Genomic DNA, 20506 nt, shown 5'->3' with positions numbered 1-20506 from the left:
ATACATTGCAAAAATCACAAGTTGTAGAATTGGATGGCAATCTCAAAGTAAAAACGCCGATTCTATTAGAAGTGCAAAAACGTAAGGCTGTTGCTTCGCGCATAGCTTAGTGGGTGTGTCAACCATCCATGCGTACCCGACTTGTCGGGGCTTGTAGTACACGCCAGATTCATCTGAGTGGTGGCTTCTTTCATAAGGAAGAACTGCTCTTTTTCGAAAGGGTGGTGCAAGTGGGAAAACAATCGTTCGTTGTCAGTACCAACCAAAAACATACTTGGGGTGTTACCATAAGGTGGCATGAATGCTAGAGCGTCAAACTGTCTAGCGATAGACGAAAAGACCTAGCGTTCGAACTCAAGCACCCACTGAAAGGCTTTATCTCAGTGGGGGTAGTTGACAAAGATTTTAGTGGGATATTCAGTAAAAAGCAAGATATCTAAAAAACAGAACAAGATGTTTATTGTGAAAGCGTTATCCATTTTGTATTCTTTAATTATGAAAGGAAGATTAGGAGATGGGGGTAAATAAAGATGAAAAAAAAGTTATTGTTGTCTGGGATGACAGCTTTGTTATCTTTTAGTTTAATAGCTTGCCAAGGTAATACTACAAAAGTTGATAACTCTAAGGATGGTAAAGGCTCCAGTGAAAAACAAACCCTTCATGTGGCAACACTTGAATCGGCTTATGGTAAAGAGATGTGGAGTAAAGTAATTGACGCATATGAAGCTGCTAATCCAAAAGTTGATGTTAAATTGACAGTGGACAAAAACCTTGAGGATGTCATAGGCTCCAATATGAAAGCCGGAAAGTATCCGGATGTTGTGTTGTTGGCAACCGGGAGAAAACAGGCACTAACAGAAACTTTGATTAAAGATAAAGCATTAGAAGACATTACTGATGTTTTTGATAAAAATGTTTATGGTGAAGATGTTAAAGTTAAAGATAAGTTAGTACCAGGGCTTACTGGTACACCTGCGACTAATCCTTATAATGACGGTAAAATTTATATGGCACCGATGTTCTATAGTCCAACTGGATTATTCTATAATGCTAGCTTATTAAAAGAAAAAGGTTGGGAAGTGCCGAAGACTTGGGATGAGATGTGGGCTTTGGGAGATAAAGCGAAAGCAGAAGGAATTTCATTATTTACTTATCCTACAACAGGCTACTTTGATACATTCTTCTACTCTTTATTACTAGGGGTGGGTGGACCTGAGGTATTTAATAAAGCTATGAAATATACAGATGGTGTTTGGGAAAGTTCTGAAGCAACGAAATCGTTTGAAATTATCGGAAAATTAGGAAAATACACAGAACCAACTACTGTTGCGAATGCAAATGATAAAGACTACAAAAAAAATCAACAATTGGTTCTCGATAACAAAGCTTTGTTTATGCCAAATGGTACATGGGTAGTTGGTGAAATGAAAGAAGCTCCTCGATCTAAAGGGTTTGAATGGGGCATGATGCCTTTACCAACTATTGATGCTAATAGCGACCGTTATGCATTTACTTTCTTTGAACAAATGTGGATTCCTTCAGCAGCTAAAAATAAACAACTTGCTAAAGATTTCATGACGTTTGTTTACTCGGATAAGGCAGCTGAAATTTTTGCTGAATCGAGTGCGATTCAGCCTATCAAAGGTCTTTCTAATAAACTGACAGGTGAAAATAAATCATTCTATAGTATCTATGATAATGGAGTGAAAGTGGGAATAGGTGGATTTGCTGCAACGAAAGCCGTTGAAGGCGTAAGTATGCCAGATACATTATTTAGAACGATTGACAGTGTTATTTCTGGTGATAAAAAGGTGAAAGATTGGCAAAGCTCTGTTGAAAAAGTGAGTGACCAATTACGGTCTGCATTAAAATAAATTAGTTTTCACTACGTACAATGGTGAACAGCTAGTTTCACCATTGTACCTATTAACTGAGGTGATGGCATGAATAAGACAACAGAAAAAAGAATTTTTATTTTTGTTTGTACTGCACCGGCACTACTACTGTTAGCCATTTTTATGATTGTTCCTACAATTGAGGTATTCAGGATGTCCTTATATAAGTGGGGAGGATTTTCTAATAATAAGGTATTTGTTGGATTAGAAAACTTCAAGATTTTATGGAATGATATGAATTTCTTTCGATCTCTCCAAAACAGTATCGTATTAATTGTTATTGTTACACTTATCACGATGGTGATGGCGATCTTGTTTGCCACTTTGTTAACGAGAGAAAAAATAAAAGGTAAAAGTTTCTTTCAAATTATTTTTTATCTCCCGAATATTTTATCCGTTGTAGTTATCGCGGGAATATTTTCTGCAGTTTATGATCCGACTACAGGATTGTTAAATAATATACTTGCTTTATTTAACCTTGAAAATCTTCAAAAGATGTGGCTTGGCAATCAAAAAATTGCCATATACAGCATTGGCGGGGCACTCATTTGGCAAGCGATTGGTTATTATATGGTCATGTATATGGCGGCAATGGCAAGTATTCCCGAAAGTTTTTATGAAGCATCTGCTTTGGAAGGTGCTGGACGGGTCAGACAATTTTTCAGTATTACGTTACCGTTAATTTGGAATAACATTCGGACGACGTTAACTTTCTTCGTTATTAGTACGATTAATTTAAGTTTTCTACTCGTTCAAGCGATGACTGGTGGGGGACCCGACGGATCGACGGAAGTGTTTTTAAGCTACATGTATAAGCAGGCTTACACGAATTCTTCTTACGGTTACGGTATGGCTATTGGGGTGGTCATTTTCCTATTCTCATTCGCATTATCTGCAATTATAAGCGGTGTCACTAAAAGGGAAGTGTTGGAGTATTAAGGAGGTCCAAAAAGATGGAAACACAAAAACGAATGACAACAGAAACAGCTTATCGAGATCCAAAAATGATGGAAACCGAAAAAGAAATGATTGTAGAAGCAGTTTATAAAGCCCCAAAAAAAGTTAAGTCCCAAAAAGGTATGACTACAGAAGCAATATATCGTTGTTTTATATATGTAGCACTGATTACGTTAGCAATTTCTATTATTATTCCTGTTGCATGGGTTTTCTTAGCCTCAGTGAAGCAAAACTCGGAGTTTTATGGAAGTCCTTGGGCCATGCCGAAAAGTTTCTATTTTCAAAACTTTATCGATGCTTTCCAAAAAGCAAACATGGGTACCTATATGTTGAATTCAGTCATGGTAACCGCGTTGGCTCTGCTCATTTTATTGATTGTGGCCTTACCAGCAGCCTATGTATTGGCAAGGTATACCTTTAGAGGAAGCAAGTTAATAAATACTTTTTTAAAAGCTGGATTATTCATCAATGTGAACTACATTGTTGTTCCAATTTTCTTGATGTTATTGGACGGAGATACCTTTTTACAAGGCCAAATTGGTGATGGATTTCTACTAGATAATTTATTTGTTTTAGCATTGGTATATGCGGCGACGGCGTTACCATTTACCATTTACTTGCTGTCTAGTTTTTTTCAATCGCTTCCATCTACATATGAGGAAGCGGCATTGGTCGATGGTGCAGGATATTTCAAAACAATGATTTCAGTCATGATTCCTATAGCTCGTCCAAGTATTATTGCCGTCATTTTATTTAATTTTCTTGCCTTTTGGAACGAATACATTATTGCCTTAACATTAATCCCAGGACCAAATAAAACGTTACCTGTTGGGTTAATGAACTTGATGGCAGCTCAAAAATCTGCTGCGAACTATGGTCAAATGTATGCAGGCATGGTTCTTGTCATGCTACCCACTTTGATTTTATACATCATTGTTCAAAAAAAATTAACACAAGGAATGACCCTTGGTGGTTTAAAGGATTAGAGGAGGATTTACATGAAAAAGAAAAAAGGCCGTGTTACTTTACCGAGTGAAGAAAATTTTCTTAAGGAAACAAAAGAATTGATGGAACGATGGGGTGCGGATGCGATTCGTGATAGTGATGGAACGAAACTAGACGATGATATTAAACAATTGGATGCGAAAATTTATACGACCTATTTTGTTGCTCGAGCTCACAATGAGTTCGCAGAGAAGCACATGGATGAATGCCAGCAACTGTATTTAATGAGTTTGTTCAATACTGCGCTTACTGACAACCTTGAAATTAATTTTATGAAAGGCTACTTTGAGAAACAATTAAAGCCGGATTACATTCACAGTCCTAAAAAATACTGGGAGGTTATTGACCGGACAACAGGAGAAATTGTTGACGTGAATGATTGGGAAGTAAACGAAGAGAAAAATTGTGTTTTGATTACGAAGGCGATTCCTTGGCATGAATATACGGTTTCATTCCTAGTATATGCAATTTGGGATCCAACTCAAATGTACAATCATATTACAAATAATTGGGGCGATAAGCCACATGATATTCCTTTTGATGTGAGGCAGCCACATTCCAATGAATTTATGAAAACCTATTTAAAACAATGGCTGACAGAAAATCCAGATACAGATGTGGTCAGATTTACAACGTTTTTCTATCATTTTACCCTTGTATTTAATAATCTTGGCAAAGAGAAATTTGTCGATTGGTTCGGATATGGTGCTAGTGTTTCAGTTGCTGCTTTGGATGCCTTTGAAAAAGAAAAGGGCTATCGCTTAAGACCAGAGGACATAGTTGATCAAGGTTATTATAATACCGCGTTTCGAATTCCAACTCCTGCGTTTTTAGATTATATAGATTTTGTTCATAAGTTTGTTGCTGAAGAAGCAAAGAAACTTGTGGATATCGTCCATGAAAGTGGAAAAGAAGCAATGATGTTCCTTGGTGATAATTGGATTGGTACAGAACCATATGGAAAATACTTCGAAAATATCGGATTGGACGCAGTTGTAGGCAGTGTGGGCGGCGGAGCTACACTACGTATGATTGCTGATATACCACATGTTCGTTACACAGAAGGGCGTTTCTTACCCTATTTCTTCCCAGACACTTTTTACGAAGGTAACAACCCGACGATTGAAGCGAATGAAAACTGGTTAACGGCACGCAGAGCGTTATTACGGAACCCTGTTGATCGTATCGGCTATGGCGGTTATTTAAGTCTAGCTTATCAATTCCCGGAATTTATCTCCTATATTGAAAAAGTTACCGAGGAATTTCGTGAAATTCATGACACGATTAAAGGTGTTCAACCATACAGCGGTCTTAAAGTTGCAATTTTGAATTCTTGGGGCAAGTTGAGAACTTGGCAAACACATATGGTTGCTCACGCTCTATGGTATAAACAAATTTATTCTTATTTAGGTGTTTTGGAATCTTTGAGCGGGGCAGCTGTGGAAGTTTCGTTCATTAGTTTTGATGATGTCATTAACGAAGGTATACCTAAGGACATTGACGTTATCATTAATGCCGGCGATGTAGGCACAGCTTTTTCAGGAGGGGCTAATTGGATTAATGAAAAGTTAGTCACTACAATTAGGGCCTGGATGTATAACGGTGGAGGTTTCATAGGGATTGGCGAACCGACAGCCTATCAGCATGAAGGACATTATTTTCAATTGGCGAACGTCTTAGGTGTTGACAAAGAATTAGGATTTAGCTTATCAACAGATAAATATTTTATTAATCCTGTCGAAAATCACTTTATTTCTGCTGACAGCACCCAATTTGATTTTGGAGAAGGAATGAAAAACATTTATGCGTTATCAGATAAAACCGAAATAATCGAATATTCAAATGGAGAAGTTCATCTTTCAAGTCATCCGTTTGGAGAAGGGAGATCTGTCTATATAGCAGGGCTGCCATGCAGTGAAGAAAATACACGTCTGCTAATGCGTGCGTTATACTATGCTGCTAATAAAGAAGGAGAATTTCAAAAGTATCATGCGAGCAACATTTATTGTGAAGTCCATGCATATCCATCTATTCAAAAAATGGCGATTGTTAACAACTCGATGATCGAACAAAAGACAGTTGTATACGACGGACAAGGAAACAGAAAAGAAGTGACATTGGCACCTAGTGAAATCAGATGGGAGGACGTTTTAAATGAAGGGTAATATTTTATTCATTATTAAAATTGTTGTGTTTATCGTATGCCTGTCTTTAATTATCATCTATCAAAAGACAGCTGGTAAATTCGAATTAGGTATGATGTTGATTGGATTAGCTGGTCTCTTAGGGCTACTTTATGACTACAATCGGAAATACGTATAAATCAACCAGTGCAAGTGAATTAATCAAGGAATCGCACATATATGTTCAACGATAACAAGTATAGAAAATTACTCAACAATACTTCAAATACAAACCTAGGGGTGCGGACAAATGAAAAAGGCAGTCGGCATTGATATTGGGGGAACGAAGATTGCAGCGGGAGTCATTTCGGACACAGGTGAACTGCTTGAACGAGCGGAAATAAAAAGTGATCCTTCAGACCGAGAAAAAATGTTTGGTAAAGTTGTAGAAGCTGTGGAGCAAGTTCTCAGAAAATCATCGATTTCCATCGCGGATATCGAGGGAATTGGTGTTGGGGTGCCGGGAAAAGTGGATTTCGAGAAGGGAATTGCCGTTTTTCAAAACAATTTACCTTGGAGGCAGTTTCCTATTTCGGTCCGTTTGCAAGAGCAATTCGGTATTCAGCGGATTACGATTGACAATGATGTCTATATGGCGGCTTATGCCGAATGGAGAGCAGCGCATGTAAAAGAGGATGAAACCTTTGTCTACGTGACTATAAGTACGGGAATATCTTGTTCTATCATTCATAAAGGCTCATTTTTTAGGGGGGCAGGATTTGCTGGAGAACTGGGTTTGATTCCTGTCCTCTCGAGAGGGGGCAATGAACGATTAGAAAAAATTGCTGCTGGGCCAGGGATTCAGAGAATAGCCGAAAGGGACTTACAGGTAGATACGATTTCAACAAAGGATGTTTTTGCTAGTTATATAAATGGGGTACCAGAATATCAGTCCATCATCAATGAGGTAACTGATTATTTAGCTCAAGGTCTTTATAAGATTTCATGTTTATTAGATCCGCATAAAATGGTTTTTGGTGGCAGTGTCATTGTGAAAAATCCATTTCTACTGGAGTTGATTAAAGAGAAGCTGAAAAGGTATCAGCTTCCAGAGCAACAACATCTTTTGGAGCAGATGAGCATCAGTACATTGGCGCAAAATAATGGAGTTACTGGTGCAGGCTTACGAGTATTTGAAGGTATGCAATGAGGTGGCGCCGGTCTTCTTTTATGGAGAGAATGATGGCAAATAGGTAGAGGAGTGGACGAATATGTTTACATTAAGTCAAGAAAACTTAGCTTCGTTAGGTGCATCGATAACAACAGCGGAAATAAGAAGGCAGCCTGATTTATGGGCCGAAACCTTTGCTTTGTACATGGAGAAAAGCGAGGGAATAGAAGAGTTTTTGAAAAAGATAGTAACGAAACACAACCGGGTTCGAGTTGTTTTTACAGGCGCTGGAACGTCTGCCTATGTCGGTGATACAGTCACCCCTTATTTAATAGAAAAAGCCGATGAACAACAATGGGAAGTACTAAGCATTCCGACAACAACGTTAGTTTCAAACCCTTACCAATTTTTCAAAAAGGATTTTCCGACTTTACTCGTTTCATTTGCTAGAAGCGGAAACAGTCCGGAAAGTGTTGCTGCTGTACAATTGGCTGAGCAAATAGTAACGGATTTGTATCAAATGACGATTACTTGTGCGAAAGACGGTAAATTAGCCAAACGGGCCGTGAATAATGAAAAAAATTTATTGCTATTGATGCCTGAAAAATCAAATGATCAAGGATTTGCAATGACAGGAAGTTATACTTGCATGGCGTTAACGGCATTACTCGTTTTTGATTCTATATCGACAGAAGAAAAATCGAAGATAGTGAAAAAAATCCATCAAATGGGTGAAAGTGTCGTTCAAAGAGAAGGTGACATTCAAAAGATAGTAGATTTTGATTTTGACCGAATTATTTACTTAGGTTCTGGTAGTTTAGAAGGCCTTGCGAAAGAATCACAATTAAAAATATTAGAACTGACAGCTGGGAAAATTGTTACCGCATTTGATTCACCACTCGGATTCCGACACGGTCCAAAATCATTTGTAAACGAAAAATCGTTAGTTTTCGTGTTTGTTTCTAACCATCCGTATACACGTCAATATGATTTAGATATGTTGAAAGAAATGCAGCAGGATGACATTGCCAGTTACATTTGTGCCATCGAGGTTGAGGGAGAAACTAAGTATGCTGGGAACAGATTTGTATTCGGCAGCGAGGCTCAGTCTGTACCAGATGCCTACTTAGCGCTACCTTTTGTCATGGTTGGGCAAACCGTCTCACTGTTAGCTTCCGTGAAAGTAGGCAATACACCTGATACACCTTCACCGACAGGAACAGTGAACCGTGTCGTTAAAGGTGTTACCATCTACGAATATGAGTAACTAGGATAGGAGAAACATATATGTCTATTTTTATCTTTGCAGATAAGTTTTTTCTTGAGGAGATGGTTACGGGGCCTGGATTTTTAGAGATAAAAGACGGAAAATTCGGTGTTTTTTCAGAAGCTAGGCCAGAGGATACGGCAGAAATTATTGAGTATAGAGGACATTGGATCGCTCCTGGCCTAGTAGACACACATATTCATGGATTTAGAAATCACGACATTATGGACAATAGTTTTGGGGGGCTGAACCAAATTTCGGTAGGACTCCTTTCTTGCGGCGTTACATCCTTTTTACCGACAACTTTAACATCCTCAATAGAATCGTTAAATAACGTCGTTGAAATGATTGGTGCCAACTACACAAAAGTGCAAGGTGCAAAAATTAAAGGAATCTTTTTAGAAGGACCATTTTTTACTGAAAAGCATAAAGGAGCACAAAACACGAAATATTTTTGTGACCCATCAGTTGAAATGCTGAAAGTTTGGCAGGAATTATCAAATAATGCAATTAAAAAAATCGCGATTGCACCTGAAAGGAAAGGGGCAGCGGAATTTATTGAATATGCTGTAGGAGAAGGGATTGCAGTGGCGTTAGCTCACAGTGACGCAACGTATGAAGAAGCAAAGCAAGCGGTTGAAAAAGGAGCTTCCATTTTTATTCATACTTTCAATGGAATGAGTCCATTGCATCATCGTGAGCCAGGGATGGTCGGAGCAGCCATGAATCTAAAAGATGTTTTTGCCGAAATCATATGTGATGGACATCATGTTCATCCTGTTGCCGCAAATGTTTTAATGAATATCCGCAGCAGAGAAAAGGTTGTTATGGTATCTGATTGTATGATGGCCGGAGGTATGCCTGAAGGAATGTATCAGCTGGGAGAATTTCCTGTGAAAGTAAAAGATGGGATGGCTCGTTTGGAAAACGGAAGTTTAGCAGGGAGCATTTTGCAATTAAAAGATGCTGTCAAAAATGTCGTCGAGTGGGGAATTGCTTCACCTGAGGAAGCGATTTACATGGCGAGTACGGCACCAGCTAAAAGTATGCAGCTCGATGGCGAATGCGGGAAGATTGCCGAGGGATATGATGCTGACTTTATTGTGATGACACCAGAGATGGATGTAACTGCTACTTATCTTGACGGTGTATGCCGTTTTCAAGATTAAACAAATTTCTGAAAGAGGGATTACCAATGATACTATCTGTCACCATGAATCCATCGGTCGATATTTCCTATCCGATTCATGAATTAAAGTTAGATGTTGTTAACCGTGTAGAAGCGGTTCATAAAACTGCTGGTGGAAAAGGCTTGAATGTTGCGCGAGTAATCGCTCAAATGGAAGAAGGTGTCTTAGCGACAGGTGTGCTTGGTGGTACGATTGGGGAATTCATTATTCAAGAATTAAATAAAGTCAATATTTCAAATGACTTTTTGAAAATCAAAAAAGAATCAAGAAATTGTATTGCCATTCTTCATGAAGGGATGCAAACAGAGATTTTAGAATCTGGGCCAACATTATCCAAAGAAGAAGGGGCTCGTTTTTTAGAAAAATTTGAATTTCAACTTGCAACAGCTTCACTTGTGACAATTTCGGGTAGCTTACCGAAAGGGTTACCGACTAACTATTATTATCAAATGTTAGAAATCTGTCATAAAAATGGAATTCCAATAATTATGGATTCGTCAGGGGAATCTTTGAAACAAGCGATGGTGCATAAAGAAAAACCATTTGCCATCAAACCAAATACAGCGGAATTATCTCAGCTGTTGGGCATTGGCGTGGAAGCGGGAATCATAGATCTAAAGCAAGTATTAAACCATGAACTATTTACTGGGATTGAGTGGATTATCGTGTCAATGGGTAGTGAAGGTGCATTTGTTAAGCACGGCGAGGACTATTACAGAGTTACGATCCCGAAAATAGAAGTGGTCAATCCTGTAGGGTCTGGTGATGCAACAGTTGCAGGATTAGCTGTGGCACTACATCAAAACCAAACGGTCGAGACTGTTCTTAAAACAGCGATGACTACAGGAATGTTAAATACGATGGAAGCTGGAACGGGTTATATTAATATGAATAAGTTTAAACATTACTTTGATCTCGTTAAAGTTGAAAAAATAGATTGAAAGAGGAGAATGTTGATGTTAGAACTAACCAAAAATAAATTGGAAGCTCTAAAACGTTTATCTGCTGAAAATGGCATAATTGGAGCATTGGCTATTGATCAACGTGGTTCATTGAAAAAAATGATTGCGTCTGGCGGTGCAAGTCATGTTGGAGATGAAGGCATTATCTGTTTCAAAGAATTAGTTTCTGAGGAATTAACACCATTTGCTACAGCGATTCTTTTGGACCCTGAATACGGTCTGCCGGCGGCTAAGGTCCGCGATAAAGAATCGGGCTTAATCGTAGCGTATGAAAAAACTGGATACGATGCATCAGAAGTAGGCCGATTGCCGGATTTATTACCAGAATGGTCAGTGAAACGATTAAAAGAAGCAGGTGCAGATGCTATTAAATTTTTACTCTACTATGATGTCAATGAAGATGAAAAAATTAATAACTATAAACATGTCTATATGGAACGTATCGGATCTGAGTGTGCAGCTGAAGACATACCATTTTTCTTAGAGATTGTTACGTATGATGCTGACAGTGATGATGTGAAAAGTAACGCATACGCAAAAATAAAACCGTATAAAGTGATTGAGGCGATGAAGGAGTTCTCGAAACCGCAATATAAAGTAGATGTATTAAAAGTAGAAGTTCCAGTAGATATGAACTATGTAGAAGGATATACAGAAGGTGAATTTGTTTATAGTAAAGAAAAAGCAGCTTCCTATTTCAAAGAACAAAGTGAAGCAACTAAGCTGCCATTTATTTTCCTTAGTGCAGGAGTAAGCGCAAAATTATTTCAAGAAACATTAAAATTTGCTAAAGACTCCGGATCTACCTTTAACGGAGTGTTATGTGGTCGGGCAACTTGGAAAGACGGTGTTATGCCGTTTGCTATAGGCGGTGAGCAAGCAGGGCGTGATTGGTTAAAAGATATTGGTAGAAGGAATACTGAAGAACTGAATCTCGTATTGAGAGAGACAGCTAACTCATGGTTTACTAAAGTAAAAATAACAGCTGAACTTCAAAGTTAGTATAATATCTTTTCTTCTGTTTTTATATGGAATGAAGAAAAATGAGCAGACATTCGTCTGCTCATTTTTTTAGTTGCGTCCAGTATGACCACAAATTCTAGAGTAAAAGCTCGGAACAGTTAAGGGAGCAGTAATCATGACTAAAGGGAGAGAGAAGAACCGTTACATATAAATAAATCGAATAATATTAATTATCGTATAAAATCTAATCGATTGAACGTAGTAAAATTCAGTAAAAAACATACTTAAAAAGGTAACAATATCCTTATTTTGTAAGCGTTTTAAAAAGACAATATAACTAAAAAAAGAAACAATATCTTTATTGAGTGGGCACATGAAAAAAACTATTCTAAACATAAGTGAAAGCGGTACCTTTCAGGTTTTAGTATGTTTTAAAAAAGAATGTGCAGGTATTGTTTTTAACTAAAATTTAAATTTAAAAGGGGGAGAAGAATTGGAGAGTAAGCATTTCAAGAGAGCTTTTAATACCCTTCTTGCACTTGTGCTAATTGTGCCGACATTTTTAGTTAGCATGATTGTACCATTACATGTAGGGGCAAATGTGTCTAATCCGTGGGTCACAATTTCATCAGGAGGAAACGAAATCAATGCAATAATAGAACAAAATGGGAAGTCCTATGTAAGGCTTGGAGCAGGTGCCGGAAACGATAACGGGGCTAAAGCTGCAATTTTTCAAGAACAAAATAAAATCGCTAAAGAATCGGGAACGATGGCGTATACCTTTACTCCAGAAACCAGTGGAGAAGATACTAGATTTGGTTTCTATCCTCATTATATTGACAATAATAACTTCGTTTTTGTAGGCTACGACTCACTTGGATGGTTCTATGAATACAAATATCAAGGAAAAGGTGATTGGTTAAAAACGAGACCGAATGTTGCACTTCCAGAGGCTGGGACCTCACATTCCATAAAAATCGATTATAATGCAACCACTATGAACATTACATTAGATGGAAAAGATTTATTTGGACCGGTTACTTTACCTAATGATGTAAATAACCTCCTTACAGGTAAGGAAGCAGTTAAACTCGGTGCTTTTGGAGATAAAAAAAGTCAAGTTCTCATCGAATTAGGAGCTGCATCTGGTGATGGAGGCACGGATCCAGGAGATGGAGAACTTGTCGACATTACGGATAATAAATTAGAAGAAGGCGACTTGAAAATTATCTCAGGAGACGGAAAAGTTACTTATAATGCAGACGGTTCAGCAACTTTCGGTGTTACATCTACCCAAAAGAATCGAATTGTCTATAACCAAATGAAATCGATTAAAAATGGTGTTTTTGAAGCTGATGTAACTACTAATACTGATAAGATGAATCGCTTTGGATTAATCTATCGTGTTCAAAATGCATCTGCATACACATATGTGGGAACAGGGGATACGAACGACCAGTATTTTGGCGAAACATTTGGTCCTATCAACAATTGGACGTCGATGACTTCAAATGTGCCGTTACAAGCAAAACAAACATACCATTTACGTTTAGTATTCATGGACGATGTTGCAACGTTATACATTGATGGTAAAAAGGTAGATTCATGGACATTGACAGGTGGTGTAGATCAGGCGGGGGGACTTGGATTTGAAAAAAGCCGAGGTGCTGCCGATATTACGATTTCTAATATCAAAATCAAGGAATATAGTGCGCCAAAGCCTCCAGATACTCCATCAGTAGAAGATACATTAAAGTCAAAGTATATGGATGTTACTATTGACCAAGTATTCCCGCGGGTTGTGAAATACAAAGTTGGCGATAAAGTAATGAATGGACAAGAATCACCTGTTTACGGATTGAAAGTAAATGGTGCACTATACTATCCTAAAGTAAGCTTTGAAAAGCTAAGCGATAGTGAAGCGCTATATACATTAAAAGTTGTGGATGAAATGAAAAACCTTGATGCTGTATTTAAAGTATCTTTGAAAGTAAATGATAATAAAGTTATTTATAGTTTCGATGAAATTAAAAATAATGGCAGTGCAAAAATTGAAACAGTTGAGTTTGCTGATATGAACGTTATCTCAGTAAATTCGGTGCAAAAAGGTGCAAAAGCTAAATTAACGAATATTAGTACTGATGTGAGGAAATCAGGAGATGTGGATGTAAGCGTAGATTCTTCAATGGGGGAAATAGGTACATCTACTAAAAATTATACTGCATTTTTATCAACTGACGAATTGAGTGCGGGTGTATGGTCTAGTTCAGAAGTGGATGGCTATAAAAACTTAGTTGCAAATCGATATGTAAATAAAAATGGTGCTAAGGCAATGGGGATAGGTTCTAGTGCACTCTATTACCAAAGAGATTTTATGCCAGATCCACAAAAAAATAAACCAACTATTAAAATAGCTATCGCTAAAGATTTGAATACTGATAATAAGACAGATTGGCAGGATGCAGCGATTGCATACCGTGATATTATGCAAGACATTAAAGGATATCAAGATGTAAACAATAATGTTGGAATGCGTATTGCAATGAATTTCGGATCACAAGCACAACAACCATTCTTAAAAACAGCAGATAATATTAAAAAGGTTGCTCTTGTTACAGATGAATTGGGGCAGGCTGTTTTATTAAAAGGATATGCAAACGAAGGACATGACAGTGGTCATCCGGATTACGGTAATGTAGGTGAGCGCATGGGTGGCGTTAAAGATTTGGATACGCTTATTAAAGAGGGGCATAAGTATAACACCCAATTTGGTGTCCATATCAATGCGCAAGAAGTTTATCCTGAAGCGAAAGCTTTCAACAATGATTTTATTGATCGTCCAAATTCTTTAGGATGGGGATGGCTAGATCAATCTTATACAATTAATAAATTAAAAGATTTGTATACTGGAGCACGTGCGAAAAGACTAGATGAATTGAAAACTGCTGTTCCAAATCTTGACTTTATTTATTTAGATGTATGGTATCAAAATCAATGGGAATCAAATAGAATAGCAGATCAATTTAAAGATAGGGGCTGGAGACTAACAACGGAATTTGGTGGTTCTATGGCCAATAATTCAACGTGGCAACACTGGGCTACCGATAAAAACTATGGTGGACCGGAAAGTAAAGGGATCAACTCAGAAGTACTACGCTTTATTAGCAATCACCAAAGAGATTCTTGGGTGTTGAATTGGCCTGAAGTAGGAGGAACTGCTGATCATCCGTTACTTGGTGGATTTGAATTAGCTGGTTTCGAAGGATGGCAATCTGATAAGAATTTTGATAATTTTATTCGCATGACATTTGATACGAATCTACCTACTAAATTCTTACAAAAATATTATGTAACGAATTGGACAGCTGTAGAAGGGGATAAAAGCAAGACGAACTTAGAAAAGGAAATAAAATTGAAAGACCCAAGTAATGGAGATGTTGTCGATGTAACTAGAAAAGACAATTCTAGGGAACGTGTTATTACACTGAATGGAAACGTTGTACTTGATGGACATACTTATTTAATTCCCTGGGTGAAACAAGATTTTAAAAATCCAACTTCTAATTCTGAAAAACTATATCACTGGAATTTGGAAGGTGGTACAACAACTTGGACACTTCCAGATGAATATAAAGATGCATCTAGTGTATATGTATACAAACTGACAGATCGTGGTAGAGCAGATATGAAAGAAGTCAAGGTCGTAAATAATAAGGTGACTTTGAAAGCTGATGCGGCAACTCCTTATGTTGTTGTACCAAAAAGAGATAAAGGTTTGGAAATTCTTGACTATGATTGGAGCAAGGGTGCTCATATATATGACGCGGGATTCAATACAGGAAAAGTAAGTGCATATACAACTATTGAGGGAGATAACAAAGCTATAAGCGCCGTTAGAACGAATCAAACTGGAAGCAACCGCAATGTAAGTAGTGGAGATTACTACTTGAATATTGATAGTCCGTCAAAAGATACAACTGTTTCACGTGTCCTAACTGGTTTGGAACCAGGTAAAGATTATGTAGCAGAGGTGTATGTTGAAAATAATAGTGATGTAAAGGCCGGAATTACAGTAACAGGTGGGAAAGAAGACGTTAATAATTACACGCTTCGCAGCCTGCAAAAGAACTATGTTAAGGCAGATTCACATGCTTCAAATGATGGATACAATAGCAAAATGCAAATCATGCAAGTAAGCTTTACAGCTGAAACGAATAAAGCTAAATTAACTCTCAGCCGTGATGCTGGAAAAGGAAACACAAAATTTGATGATATTCGGATTGTTCAAAAATCCTTAAAAAATTATGTTTCACCAACGGAATTTAAACAAGATTTTGAATCGGTAGTACAAGGTATTTACCCATTCGTTATCGGTAACACAGAAGGAGTAGAAGACAACAGAATTCATCTGTCTGAACTGCATGCTCCATATACGCAAAAAGGATGGGCAGGTAAAAAACTAGTCGATGATGTATTAGGTGGGAATTGGTCCGTTAAAGTGAACACTGGAAATAAAGGTTTGCTGTACCGTACGATTCCTCAAAATTATCGTTTCGAACCAGGCGTAACTTATAAAGTATCATTTGATTACCAAACAACAGCAAATGCATTCCGTTTTATTTCAGGGGATCAAGAAATTGATGTTCGAGACATTGCGAGTGCAAAGGGATTGAGTGTGAATAATACTCTTGCTGCATCTACTGATACAAAAACGGCAGAGTTTACTGTGACAGGCTCTGAGAATGGTCAAACTTATGTTGGAATTTTCAGTGATGGAACGAATTTAAACGGTGATACTGGAGCAGGTACGTTTATTTTAGATAATTTACGTATTGAAAAAAGGTGACTACAGGGGGGAGACACAGAGATAAAAATCTCGAATTAAGATAAAGGGAGTTTTATAGCTCGTGTAATATCGTGAATGAAAAGAGGTTGACCGAAAGATAGCTGAGTAGCTATATGGGTTAACCTCTTTTTGATATAAGTATGTTATCACAACCAAATTACGGACAGGAACGATTCTCTTATGTTTATAAAGTATAAAAAAAGAAGTTGTCTCTAAAAGATCATTTTTAAGGACCTTTTGAGACAACTTCATTCAATATAAAGTAACTGATTCTATTTATTTGACACTACTTCAATAACTAGATTATCAAGCATAATATCTTTGTAACCGTTAAAGTTAGCTTGTGATCCTTTCACACCGTTAGTATTAGCTGCTTTATTAGTGGAATAAATGCCAAACCAGCTTTGCCCCGATTTATCTCCTGTTAAAGTAAAGGAATATGTGCCAGCTTTTGCATTCTTATCACTGCTTGCGGTTGATTTTAATTCTTCCTTAGTTAATACTCCTTTTTCTTCAAATGGAGCATTACCTGTCACCACTGCATACGTTCCATCACTACCTGCCTCATAATCAAAAGTAATTTTATACGTTACTCCTGGTTTAAATGTGAAGTTTTGAGGTATAGTTTGGTATACAAGAGCGTCACCTTCCGTTAATCCATTCGTTTTAAGTGACCATTTACCTGCGATAACATCACTTACTATTTTTTGGTTCCAACCTCTTTGTGTATATGGTGCATGTAATTCAGACAGGTGTGTTCTATTATCTTCTACGCCTTCAATATTACCAATTACAAACGGATAGATGCCTTGTACAACATTTTCAAAGTCTTGTACAAATTTATTATTGCTTACTTGGTTTTCGGCATTACTTTCCACGATGCGAATATCATCAAAGTAACTTGCACCAGTTCCACCATCTCTAGATAAATCAATAGTTACATCTGATGTTTTTTTACCAGTTTCAAAAAACACATACATATTTTGAAAGTAACTTGTTCCATCCACAGTTGAAGTCATTTGACCATCAGCTTTTGCTTGCTCGGAACCTAGTGTATTATGTGCGTATGCTCTTACATAGTTTTTAGCGATAGATTTACCAGTACTATTTGTATACTCTTTGTCGTTAGAAGTAATCGTTATGCTTGCTTGTGCTTCACTTCGGTTGTCTATACCCACATATGCAGCATACTTTGTATTAGGTTTTAGGTCTGTTAATTTTTGAGTAACATTTACTTTCTTTTTATTATTGGAGATTGTTAGCATATTATTATTACCTTCACTCTTCGTAATCTTAACTGCTTTTGAGTCTCCTTTGATTTTCCAATCTTTTAGGGAATTGCTGTTAAATCCAGCATCTATAAGATGCATTCCTTCACTCCATTTAACATCGTTATTGGATTTTGGCCCTTTATAAATTACATATGCAGTAGATTTTTTTGCATCTAATGTGATTTTTCCATTTTCAATTTTAACATTTTTCATATTCTCTTTACCTAATTCTGTTAACTCATACACTTTAACGGTACCTTGCCAACCAGTTGGAACGGTCCACGTTGTTTTTCCACCGTTTGTGTTCCAGTGATATAATTTTTTATTCTCTGCTGATAATTTTTTGCCATTTTGATCCCAAGACCATGGAAATAAATACTTTTCGTCACCAGGTTTACCTTCAAATATTTGTTTACCATTTAATGTCATAGTTCTTGTTCGATAGCCATCTTTATCATTTGCAAAATCATTTGATTTTCTTTCAATTGTAAGTGTATTTTCACTAGATTCGTCCTTTAATACGGACTTCATACCTGGTACCCAGTTGTAAGTTTGTTGTTTATCATCTGTCATTTCAACTGCTTTACCATTTTCCCACTGTGTTACTTTATAATGTTGAATGAATTTGGTTGGAATATTCACCGCAAATAAGTTATCAATATACGCTTTGTAGTCACTTCTACCTTGCCAACCTTCAAAGTCTTTCATACTGTATCCACCTAGTAATGGAGCATCTGCGTCGCCTCCATACTTAGGATAGTTACCAATCCATGCATCTTTTTGATGGTTTTTAATGAAACGAGTGATGGTACTATTAATACCTTTTAGGGTATACCCACCATAAGTTAAATCGGCTGCCCAGTGTTGGAATGTGGAATCATACTCGTTCGCATATCCCCACTCACTGCCTAAGCGCCAACCTAAACTGTTTATTTCTTTACTTAATTGACGGCTCGGCCATGTACTATTATCACCTGACTGTCCATTACCCCAAACGTCTACATAAATAAAATCTAAATCATTCTTTTTGCCACCAAGAGCATCATATAAATCTTTGAAGCGTTGTGCCCTGCCATTTCTTAAATCATAATCAGCATTAATGTTTATTCCTTGATCAATCCAGTTCCAACCATACTTATAAGTTCCATCTGGATTTTTTAATAAACGCTCTTCTTGGAAATATTTTGACTCTGGATATGTTTCACTTGCATTCACATGAACACCAAAAGTTGCCCCATATTCTTTACCCTTTGTTAGCAATGTTTTCATGTCCTTTGCACCGCCAATTCGAGTTCCAATGTCAGCATAATTTAAATGACCAGAATCATGACCTTCACTACCATAACCTTTCAGTAGAATAGATTGTCCTAGTCCATCAGTATTTAAATGAAACTTTTTCACTCCGTCTAAAGCCATTAAGAAAGGATTTTGGGCCTGACTGCCAAAGTTCATGTTAACACGGTAACCAACTAAGTCTGGAACTTTTTCTGACCCTAGAGGTTCGTTCATAATTTTCCTATAAGCAATTGCTCCGTCTTGCCAGTTTATCTTTTTATCATCATTAGCGTCAGCAGTAATGATAACTTTCACAGACGGCATTTCATCTACCTTATTAACTGTCCCATCCGTTAGCTCTAGAGTGCCATCTTCTTTACGATGTTCTTCTGACTTTTGATACGTCCAGAATGTACTACTTAGACCAATTGTTTTTTTTCCGGCACTATTAGTCGTAGCATTTGCCGTAATTCTTTGAGCATCAGTCTTTGCAGCATAAGAATCTGGAGCCAATTTTTTTACTAAACTATTCTCCGTATTAGACCATATACTTGCACTTAATTCATCAGTAGAAAGAAAAGCATACATATATCCTTTTTGCTCTTCATCTTTCGTAATTAAATTTTCGTCAACCTTAATCTGTCTGTCACCGTTAATACGAGTATTTGTTGACATCTGTACGCCATCTAGCACTGCATCTTTTTGACTGTTATTTACAGAAATTAAATTATGATTTGGGATTTCAATAGTTTTTACGATTTTGTTGTCGACGATCTTTGTAATATTGAATTCTAATATATTCTCTTTAACAACCATTTCAGCAGTAATAACCGCAGAGATATTGTTATGAGTGTCTATCACCGTCATCTCATATACAACTTTATCTGATGAAACTTTTGCTTTTACTTTTGGTTTTACTGCTACGTCATTAATAAGGATTGTATCTAATGCTTCAGTCTGTCCGTAAAAAGTCTTTCCTGCTCCAGTTCCAGATTTTAAATCGTATTGAATGACTCTTGGAAAATTTGCATCAACAAGAACATCCATTTGATTAGACGAAATAACCGTATGTGGACTTTGTGTACTGATTTGACTTTCAGCTGGTGTAGTTTCCGTGGTTCCCTCGGCTTGGATTAGGTAACCATTTGTAAAACAAGTAGAACCTACGACACAACCCGTAACAAGTGTTACAATCGTCCTCCTGAACTTCTTTTTTGTTTTTTTCATGTGAACCCCCTCGTTTTAATTTTGACACTTTTGACATTGATGATCCTTCAAAGGTATAGAGCACTTTTTTACCTTTGAAAATTAATATTTTGATAGAAAGTGAAACCAGCATAGTAGTTGAGAATCTATCAAAACCAGAAGTAGTTTCCAGTGTCTATCTGTACCACTAGATTACTTTTTGTAAAACGCTTACACAAGAGGGATGTTGCTCTGTTTTTTAGAAATATTGTTTTTTGTAATGTTGAAAATAAGATAATTGAACTACTCACCACTTAACGTCCTTACGGACTGTTTGAAGTGGGAGATTCCTAAGTACAGAAGCCTAGTGGCTTCTAATTCATTAGGCTATCCCCG

Annotated in this window: 12 protein-coding genes and 1 pseudogene; 12 read left to right on the top strand and 1 reads right to left on the bottom strand. The window is 37.2% G+C overall.

The genetic code is table 11. The annotated features are described in order from the left end of the window. The 12 genes and pseudogenes from FOT98_RS09545 to FOT98_RS09490 all read left to right on the top strand — a co-directional run. Positions 1-110: pseudogene (locus FOT98_RS09545) on the top strand (RNA-guided endonuclease TnpB family protein); the annotation flags it as partial. Between the two features lie 420 nt (positions 111-530). Continuing rightward, complete coding sequence (locus FOT98_RS09535; protein WP_063263206.1) at positions 531-1874, top strand: carbohydrate ABC transporter substrate-binding protein; 1344 nt, start codon at positions 531-533, stop codon at positions 1872-1874. Between the two features lie 69 nt (positions 1875-1943). After that, positions 1944-2834, top strand: coding sequence for a carbohydrate ABC transporter permease (locus FOT98_RS09530; protein WP_061676478.1), 891 nt, complete (start codon positions 1944-1946; stop codon positions 2832-2834). Positions 2835-2848: 14 nt separating this feature from the next. Further along, positions 2849-3838, top strand: a complete 990-nt coding sequence (locus tag FOT98_RS09525) for a carbohydrate ABC transporter permease (RefSeq protein WP_080467827.1) — start codon at positions 2849-2851, stop codon at positions 3836-3838. A gap of 12 nt (positions 3839-3850) precedes the next feature. After that, a complete protein-coding gene (gene gnpA, locus FOT98_RS09520; protein WP_063263205.1) occupies positions 3851-6022 on the top strand; it encodes a 1,3-beta-galactosyl-N-acetylhexosamine phosphorylase in 2172 nt (723 codons plus the stop codon). Then, a complete protein-coding gene (locus tag FOT98_RS32315; protein WP_168216099.1) occupies positions 6012-6179 on the top strand; it encodes a DUF6903 family protein in 168 nt (55 codons plus the stop codon). Before gnpA ends, FOT98_RS32315 begins: the two co-directional genes overlap by 11 nt. Positions 6180-6290: 111 nt before the next feature. Further along, the gene (locus tag FOT98_RS09515; RefSeq protein WP_063263204.1) at positions 6291-7190 is read left to right on the top strand and encodes an ROK family protein; all 900 of its coding nucleotides are present in this window, start codon (positions 6291-6293) and stop codon (positions 7188-7190) included. Between the two features lie 61 nt (positions 7191-7251). Beyond that, positions 7252-8418: an SIS domain-containing protein gene (locus FOT98_RS09510; protein ID WP_063263203.1), complete on the top strand. Its 1167-nt coding sequence runs from the start codon at positions 7252-7254 to the stop codon at positions 8416-8418. A 20-nt stretch (positions 8419-8438) separates the two neighbouring features. Next, positions 8439-9587 carry an N-acetylglucosamine-6-phosphate deacetylase gene (nagA, locus tag FOT98_RS09505; protein WP_063263202.1) on the top strand — a complete coding sequence of 383 codons (1149 nt, stop codon included), beginning with the start codon at positions 8439-8441 and terminating at the stop codon, positions 9585-9587. 26 nt (positions 9588-9613) lie between these two features. Beyond that, positions 9614-10549 (top strand): tagatose-6-phosphate kinase, encoded by a 936-nt coding sequence (gene lacC / locus FOT98_RS09500; RefSeq protein WP_061676473.1) that lies wholly within the window; start codon positions 9614-9616, stop codon positions 10547-10549. A gap of 15 nt (positions 10550-10564) precedes the next feature. Then, entirely contained in the window at positions 10565-11572 is a 1008-nt protein-coding gene (gene lacD, locus FOT98_RS09495; RefSeq protein WP_063263201.1) for a tagatose-bisphosphate aldolase, read from the top strand. A 454-nt stretch (positions 11573-12026) separates the two neighbouring features. After that, the gene (locus FOT98_RS09490; protein WP_063263200.1) at positions 12027-16379 is read left to right on the top strand and encodes an endo-alpha-N-acetylgalactosaminidase family protein; all 4353 of its coding nucleotides are present in this window, start codon (positions 12027-12029) and stop codon (positions 16377-16379) included. A 272-nt stretch (positions 16380-16651) separates the two neighbouring features. Here the strand turns inward: FOT98_RS09490 and FOT98_RS09485 are convergent, their stop codons facing one another. Continuing rightward, the gene (locus tag FOT98_RS09485) at positions 16652-20152 is read right to left on the bottom strand and encodes an endo-alpha-N-acetylgalactosaminidase family protein (RefSeq protein ID WP_063263199.1); all 3501 of its coding nucleotides are present in this window, start codon (positions 20150-20152) and stop codon (positions 16652-16654) included. Positions 20153-20506: the final 354 nt, after the last annotated feature.

Source organism: Bacillus sp. HY001 (assembly GCF_007558965.1).
In the GTDB taxonomy this organism is placed as follows: domain Bacteria; phylum Bacillota; class Bacilli; order Bacillales; family Bacillaceae_G; genus Bacillus_A; species Bacillus_A mobilis.
Note: the sequence above shows the minus strand (reverse complement) of the source record. Positions and strands in the feature narration are given on the sequence as shown.

Coding starts and splice junctions, on each gene's coding strand:
- gnpA (WP_063263205.1), top strand. CDS start 3,851: ATGAAAAAGAAAAAAGGCCGTGTTACTTTACCGAGTGAAGAAAATTTT.
- FOT98_RS09510 (WP_063263203.1), top strand. CDS start 7,252: ATGTTTACATTAAGTCAAGAAAACTTAGCTTCGTTAGGTGCATCGATA.
- FOT98_RS09485 (WP_063263199.1), bottom strand. CDS start 20,152: ATGAAAAAAACAAAAAAGAAGTTCAGGAGGACGATTGTAACACTTGTT.
- lacD (WP_063263201.1), top strand. CDS start 10,565: ATGTTAGAACTAACCAAAAATAAATTGGAAGCTCTAAAACGTTTATCT.
- FOT98_RS09525 (WP_080467827.1), top strand. CDS start 2,849: ATGGAAACACAAAAACGAATGACAACAGAAACAGCTTATCGAGATCCA.
- FOT98_RS09535 (WP_063263206.1), top strand. CDS start 531: ATGAAAAAAAAGTTATTGTTGTCTGGGATGACAGCTTTGTTATCTTTT.
- nagA (WP_063263202.1), top strand. CDS start 8,439: ATGTCTATTTTTATCTTTGCAGATAAGTTTTTTCTTGAGGAGATGGTT.
- lacC (WP_061676473.1), top strand. CDS start 9,614: ATGATACTATCTGTCACCATGAATCCATCGGTCGATATTTCCTATCCG.
- FOT98_RS09530 (WP_061676478.1), top strand. CDS start 1,944: ATGAATAAGACAACAGAAAAAAGAATTTTTATTTTTGTTTGTACTGCA.
- FOT98_RS32315 (WP_168216099.1), top strand. CDS start 6,012: ATGAAGGGTAATATTTTATTCATTATTAAAATTGTTGTGTTTATCGTA.
- FOT98_RS09515 (WP_063263204.1), top strand. CDS start 6,291: ATGAAAAAGGCAGTCGGCATTGATATTGGGGGAACGAAGATTGCAGCG.